Raw genomic sequence first — 6,464 nt, 5'->3', positions numbered from 1 at the left:
CCGATCGCGGCCGCGGCCGGCGCGAAGGCCGGCGACAGCTGCCGCGCGTATCGCCGGATCGTGTCAGCCATCGTGCTAGCCATGGCGTGCAGCCCGATTGCCGGTCATCAGCAGGGTTCGCTGCGCCCCCTCCAGCTTGACGCAAGTCAGGCGGCCGGTCGCATAGGCGCCGGTGTCGACATTGATGCGATTGCGCAGCAGCTCGGCCTCTTGCACCGGCGTGTGGCCGTGGACCACGACCTTGCCGAAATCATCTTCCGACATCAGGAAGTCGTCGCGAATCCAGAGCATGTCTTCCTTGCGCTGCTGGCTGAGCGCGACGCCGGGCCGGACGCCGGCATGCACGAAGAAGTAGCGGCTGTGCACGTAACAGATCGGCAGCGAGCGCAGGAAGGCAAGGTGGGCCGGCGGCATCTGGCGGACCAGTTGCCGGGCGAGCGCCCTGCGTTCCTCCGCGTCGGGATTGGGCGAGGGTGTCAGTCCATAGGACATCAGCGTTTGCAGGCCGCCGAACTGCCGCCACTGCGCGAGCATGTCGGGATTGACGAGAAACTCCAGCAGGCAGGCCTCGTGATTGCCGAGCAGGCAGACCATGCTTCGGGTGCGGCGGCGCTGATCGAGCATCGCGATCACGTCGCGCGAATCCGGTCCGCGATCGATGTAGTCGCCGAGGAACACCTGGATCGGCCGCACCGGCCGGAATTGACGGATATCGGCATCGATGCGCGCGCAGATCTCGTGCAGCAGGTCGGCGTGTCCGTGGATGTCGCCGACTGCATAGATGCAGGTCTCGTCGCCCTCGTCATGTTCGAGGTCGCCGGTCTGGCCGACAATACGCTGGAGGAGGCTGCGCATCTGCCGTTTAGCCCGCCTGCAACCGTGAACGGCTGATCCGCTGTGCCAGTCCTGTTCCGATCACGGCTCCCAATACGATCACTCCGGGCAGCGCCGGTAATTCCGGCAAGGTGAAGGCGGCGAGCAGCAGCGTCAGAAGTACGGCCGCTGCCGCCGCAGGATAGGACCAGTCACGGCCGCGATTGCGTGCGCCGGCTGTGAACGCCACGATGCCCACGATAGTAACCGCGAGTAGAGTCCAGAACATGGCGGAACCGAACTGCGCGATCAAGGCGGCGGCACTGGTCGCCACCACGGGCCGCGTGGTTGCGCCTTGCCAGTCCATGTAGGTCGACGCCAGCGTTGCGGTGGTGCCGGCGCCGCTGCCGAGCGCGGGCAGATCGGCGAGCAGATTGTGGGTCGATTGCACGAGCTCGGCCGGTGCGTCGGCGAAGGCTGCGGCAAGCGCCACATCGGGATGACGATTGGCGATCGCAGTCGCCACCGCGATCAGGGCGATCGTCGCGGCAGCGCCGGCGCTGCTCCAGCGATGCAGATGAAGCTTTCGCGCGGCAAAGGTCATCAGGACGAGGGCGATGCCTGCAGCGATTGCGATCGCGGCGCCGCGCCGCCCGTACCAGCAGGCGCTGGCGGCGCAGAACAGCATGCCTGCGGCGAGCAGCCAGCGCAATCGCGCCAGCTGCGCCGCCGTGCGGCCATCGGCGTGCCCGCCGCCATCGAGCGCGCGCGACAGGCTGAGCGGAACGCCGACGAGAACGACGACCAGGAAGCCGTTTGCGGTCTCATCGCGCGCAGCGTCGACAGCACCAAGCCAGGTTTTGATCGGATCGCTGTACAGCAGCAAGATCAGGGCAGCGACGGCCGCCGTCGCTGCAATGCTGCGGGCCACCATGTCGGCGCGGCGGGCATCGATCGCGATCGCCGCGGCTGATATCATGACCGAGATGAGCGCGAGCCAGAGCAGCAGCGCGCCGAGGCTTGCGCCGGTGTCGATCGTGATGCTGCCGCTGAGCGGCGTTCCCAGCGTTTCGCCGGCGAATTTCCACACCGGATGCGCCAGGAACGGCAGTGGCAACATCTGCAGGATGATCCAGAGCATTGGCACCAGCGCCGCTGCAACGGCAGGCCCGGCGACCGACTTCAGGAACGACAGTTCACCGGGACGGATCACCATCAGGCTTGCCAGCAGCCCAAGCGACGTTGCGGCGCCGACGAGACCGGTGGCGAGCGAGGCGTCGAACAGACCCAGCGGAATCGACGCACCGATCAGGATGCAGATGAAGGCCGTGACGTTCCACACGAGAGGGACAAGTCCTGAGGAGGGGTTCCTGCGGAAGATGAGAATGCAAGCCAGCGGGATGCCCCGCGCTCGCGGCGAGGTCAATGGAAATCGGGCGCGCCAGACGCGGCAGCGTGGTGCCCCATCAATGCGGGCGGCGCAGGGCGAGCAGCGGCGTCGAGGAGCGGGACCAGAACCGCGGCGCGAATGCGCTCGCGAGATATCCGCCTTGCAGCGATACAATCGCGGTGATCATGAGCAGCACGGTCTCCGACCACCCGAGGCGCGCGCCTCCGATGACGGCGAGCAGCGTGAGTTCCGCAAGCGTAACCGGCACCAGCACCAGACAGTGCTGGCGCAGCCCGAGAACGACGCCGCCGATCAAATTGCCAAGGAAAACAAATAACATAACCAAACCCTGCGCCCGCATCCTAGCGGGCCGGGTCCTAAGCCGGGGTTAAGTCGATCGTCACAAACGCGCCGGCATCATGCCAGCAGGCATGCGAGACGCCGGCGGTTTTGTTAGTCGATTAACAATCAGAACGGGCGCAGATCGCCGTAACTATAGGCGGCCCAATAGTCACGGCCGCCATAGGGGCCATAGGCTCCGTAGAGCGGCGCGCAGGAGTAGCGATCGGGGCAGCCGTGCCAGCAGACCCGTTTCCACTGGCAGACATCGCCATGACAATATTGCAGCCGCTGGCAGTTGCCGCCGACGCGCTGCACGGCGCGCGGGGCCGGGGAAATGCTCAATTCCGCGGCAAAAACCCCGGAATTGCCAATGCCGAATAGCAAGGCGACGGTTCCCAACGCGATCGCCAGCGGCTTCATGCGAACCATCGAACCCTCAATCGTTTAACTCAAACCATCTCATTCATAGATAACTGGAGCATCACGCGAAATCAAAGCCGGAGTGATGTTGCACGGGTCGCTTGCCGCACGGAGTCGTGCCGGTGTCGCCGAATTGCCTCACCCTGCTAACATTCTTTATCAATTATACCGCACTATATCGCGGAATCTTGTGATTGTGATAGTCGGCGTGTTACGGCACGGCCGGAGTATTTCAATGTCGCGTGCGAATTTCATTCGGATAATGATATTGCTTGCGGCCGCCGTTTCGGTCAGCGGTTGCCATTACATGCCGACCAACGGTCCGACCAGTTCTGATGTCGTCGCGGGGCAGAGGGATCCGGAAAGCCTGCCCTATGCGATGGTCAAGATCACGCCGCAGGTCGAGAACGTGCTGGCGTCATTCGCGCCGCAGCTCGCCGGAGGCATTCAAGGCCCGCCGCCCAAGGACATCCATTTCGGCATCGGCGACGTCGTCAGCGTCACGATCTTCGAGGCCGCCGCCGGCGGTCTGTTCATTCCGGTCGAGGCCGGCGTGCGCCCCGGCAACTATATCACGCTGCCGAACCAGAACGTCGATACCGACGGCAACATCTCGGTGCCCTATGCCGGCGCGATCCGTGCCAAGAACCGCACGCCGACCGAGGTGCAGCGCTCGATCGTCGATGCGCTGAAGAACCGCGCGATCGAGCCGCAGGCCGTGGTCGCCCTGATCGAGCAGCGCACCTCACTGATCTCTGTGCTCGGCGAGGTCAACTCGCCGAACCGCTTCCCCGCCAATGCCGCGGGCGAGCGTGTGCTCGACTCGATCACGCGCGCCGGCGGCCCGAAGGGACAAGGCTTCGATACCTGGGTGATGCTGGAGCGCGACGGCAAGCGCACCACGGTGCCGTTCGGCCAACTGGTCTACGAGCCCAAGAGCAATATCTACGCGCATCCGGGCGATACCATTTATGTCTACCGCGAGCCGCAGACCTTCGTCGCCTTCGGCGCGTCGGGCGCGCAGGGCCAGTTCAATTTCGAGGCCTGGCGGGTCTCGCTCGCTGAAGCGGTTGCGAAGGCGGGCGGCCTGAACGATTCCTCGGCCGATCCGGCCTCGGTGTTCGTCTATCGCGGCGAGTTGCCGGAAGTGGCGGCCAAGCTCGGGATCGACGTCAGCAAATATGCCGGACCGATCATCCCGGTCGTCTACAACATCAATTTCCGCGATCCGGCCGGCTATTTCCTGGCCACGCGTTTCCAGTTGCGCAACAAGGACGTGCTTTATGCGTCGAACGCGGCATCCGTCGAGGACGCCAAGCTCATGCAGCAGATCCGCCTCGTGACCGCGACGGTGAACGATCCGATCGTGGCTGCTTACAACGCAACGTTACTTCGTAATTCGATCAAGCTTGCGCCCTGATACTGGGGCGTGAGCCGGCGCGGCCGGCTTCATGACACGCTTACGATTACCCACCGGCTCAAGCGGGGCGACGGCATTGCCGTGGCCGGTGCGATGGTCGTCGTGGCTGTTCTGCGCCGTCGTCGCTTTGGCGCCGCTGCCGCTCGGCTCGGTCGGCGGCGTCGCGTCCGCGATCTGGTCGGTCCTGCTCGGCATCGCGCTGCTCGGCGTGCTGCCGATGCGCCTGCGCGGCAGCCAGCTCGCAATTCTCGCGGTGACGGCGCTGCTGACGGCGCTCGCCATGCTGGTGCTGCACGAGCAATCGGCACAGCGGTCCTGGCTCGGTGTGGCGCCGAATGCGCTGTGGGCCGAGGCTGGCAAATTGCTGCCCGCCGACCTTCCGCCGGCGGTGTCGATTGCAACCAATCTGCCGTTCTACTCCGCACGTGTCGGGATCGTCTGCCTGCTGAGCTTTGCGATCGGCGTCATGCTTGGCGCCAACCGCGCCTTGGCGCGCGGATTGTTGCGCGTGGTGGCGGTCTCTGGCCTCGCCTATGCGATCCTTGGCATCGTCACCTTCGCGATCGATCCCGCCCGGATCTATCTGCTTCACGAGAAGCAGGCGCAGCTGGAGTGGCTGACGTCTCCCTTCGTCAACCGCAACACGGCGGCCATCTATTATGGCTGCTGCGCGCTGATCTGGCTGCTGTTTGGCTGCGAGCTGATCGAGCGGCATTGGCCGTCGCGCCGGGCCAGCCTGCCACGCCTGCTCGCGCGCCTCGATAGGCCGGCACGGCGCAGGCTCGCCAGCCATGCGCTCGGCTGGCTCGCCTGCCTCGTCGCGATGTTCCTGACCGGATCGCGCGGCGGCGTCGGGATCTCGCTGCTCGCCGCGGTTGCAGCCGCCGCGATCTTCTTTCGCAACCGGCTGCCGCGCCGCTACGGCCTGATCATGGCGCTCGGCATCGGCAGCCTGATCGCGCTGGCGCTGTTGCAACTGCTCGGCGGCAGCGTCGGCGCGCGCTTCAGCATGATCGGCCTGTCGGATGAGGGGCGGTTCTCGACCTATCGCGCGACGTTGCGGATGATCTGGGATCATCCCTGGCTGGGCGATGGTTTCGGGTCCTTCGAATGGGTCTATCCGGCCTATCGCACCGACGACATCTCGCTGCGCGGGACCTGGAACCGGGCGCACAACAGCTGGCTCGAACTGGCGTCCGACGGCGGAATGTTAATGGCCGGCGCCGTCATGATCGCGCTGCTCGCAGCCTTCGGCGTGCTCGCGCATGGCGTGCGGACCCGCCGCCGCGACGTGATCGTGCCGCTGGCGGCGCTCTGCACATCGGCTGCCGGCGCGCTGCATTCGATGATCGATTTCTCGCTCCAGATCACCGGCTACGCCGTTGTTATCGCGGCCCTGCTTGGGGCGGGCCTGTCACAATCGTTCCGCTCCGGCGGAGCTGCCGGCCGCGGTCGCGGCGACGATGACGCCGATGTTGCATCGGGTCCGTCAGTTAACGTTGATTTCGCCGGCGAGCCCGGGCGCGCGGCCGGGCAGGGGTTTTAATTGGCGCGATAACTCCGACTATGCTAACGAACTGTTAGTATTCGTTAGGGAGATAGCAGTGTTCACATTTGAGCGATCCGGCGGTTTTTCCGCCCTGGCGGTGGCGGTCATGTTGGCGCTGGCGGCGTCCGGCGGCGCCGCGATGGCGCAAACGCAGGGCGGGCTGATCCAGCTCTCGCAGGCGGTCACGAATTTCAAGGCCAATCCTGAGCAGTTGCTGACCCAATTTCCGAACGCGGGCGTGGAATTGACCTCGCGGGCGCGCGACTTCGCCCTCAACGATCCGACATCGCTCGATCCGCTCATCGCGTTGCTCGCCAAGGCCAGCAAGGACCAGAAGACGGCGATCGCCGCCGGTCTCGCCCAGGCCGCGCGCATCGTGGTACGCAGCAACCAGCCCTATGCGACGCGCATCCAGCAGGCGATCGCCGACACCAGGGATCTCGACACCGTGATGGCGTTTGCCGCAGCGTCAGGTGATAGCGGCACCGCTGCGACCGGTGCCGGCGGCGCGGGCAGCGCCGGCGCATCCG

Annotated in this window: 7 protein-coding genes; 3 read left to right on the top strand and 4 right to left on the bottom strand. The window is 65.5% G+C overall.

Annotated features, from left to right (window positions below; genetic code table 11):
• Nucleotides 1–75: 75 nt before the first annotated feature.
• The 4 genes from AC628_RS40445 to AC628_RS40430 form a co-directional block, all read right to left on the bottom strand.
• Nucleotides 76–855: a metallophosphoesterase family protein gene (locus AC628_RS40445; protein WP_083633311.1), complete on the bottom strand. Its 780-nt coding sequence runs from the start codon at nt 853–855 to the stop codon at nt 76–78.
• 7 nt (nt 856–862) lie between these two features.
• Nucleotides 863–2,155 carry a hypothetical protein gene (locus tag AC628_RS40440; protein WP_074132357.1) on the bottom strand — a complete coding sequence of 431 codons (1,293 nt, stop codon included), beginning with the start codon at nt 2,153–2,155 and terminating at the stop codon, nt 863–865.
• Nucleotides 2,156–2,279: 124 nt separating this feature from the next.
• A complete protein-coding gene (locus AC628_RS40435; RefSeq protein ID WP_074132355.1) occupies nt 2,280–2,543 on the bottom strand; it encodes a hypothetical protein in 264 nt (87 codons plus the stop codon).
• 128 nt (nt 2,544–2,671) lie between these two features.
• Nucleotides 2,672–2,974: a hypothetical protein gene (locus AC628_RS40430; protein ID WP_143202076.1), complete on the bottom strand. Its 303-nt coding sequence runs from the start codon at nt 2,972–2,974 to the stop codon at nt 2,672–2,674.
• Between the two features lie 298 nt (nt 2,975–3,272).
• Between AC628_RS40430 and AC628_RS40425 the strand changes: the two genes are divergently transcribed.
• The 3 genes from AC628_RS40425 to AC628_RS40415 form a co-directional block, all read left to right on the top strand.
• Nucleotides 3,273–4,385 (top strand): polysaccharide biosynthesis/export family protein, encoded by a 1,113-nt coding sequence (locus AC628_RS40425; protein WP_083633312.1) that lies wholly within the window; start codon nt 3,273–3,275, stop codon nt 4,383–4,385.
• Nucleotides 4,386–4,461: 76 nt separating this feature from the next.
• Nucleotides 4,462–5,931 (top strand): O-antigen ligase family protein, encoded by a 1,470-nt coding sequence (locus AC628_RS40420; RefSeq protein ID WP_245321580.1) that lies wholly within the window; start codon nt 4,462–4,464, stop codon nt 5,929–5,931.
• Nucleotides 5,932–5,989: 58 nt separating this feature from the next.
• On the top strand, nt 5,990–6,464 hold a 475-nt coding region (locus AC628_RS40415), incomplete at its 3' end, for a hypothetical protein (RefSeq protein ID WP_210190331.1).

The sequence above is a fragment of the Bradyrhizobium sp. NAS96.2 genome, from assembly GCF_001908235.1.
Classification (GTDB): domain Bacteria; phylum Pseudomonadota; class Alphaproteobacteria; order Rhizobiales; family Xanthobacteraceae; genus Bradyrhizobium.
Note: the sequence above shows the minus strand (reverse complement) of the source record. Positions and strands in the feature narration are given on the sequence as shown.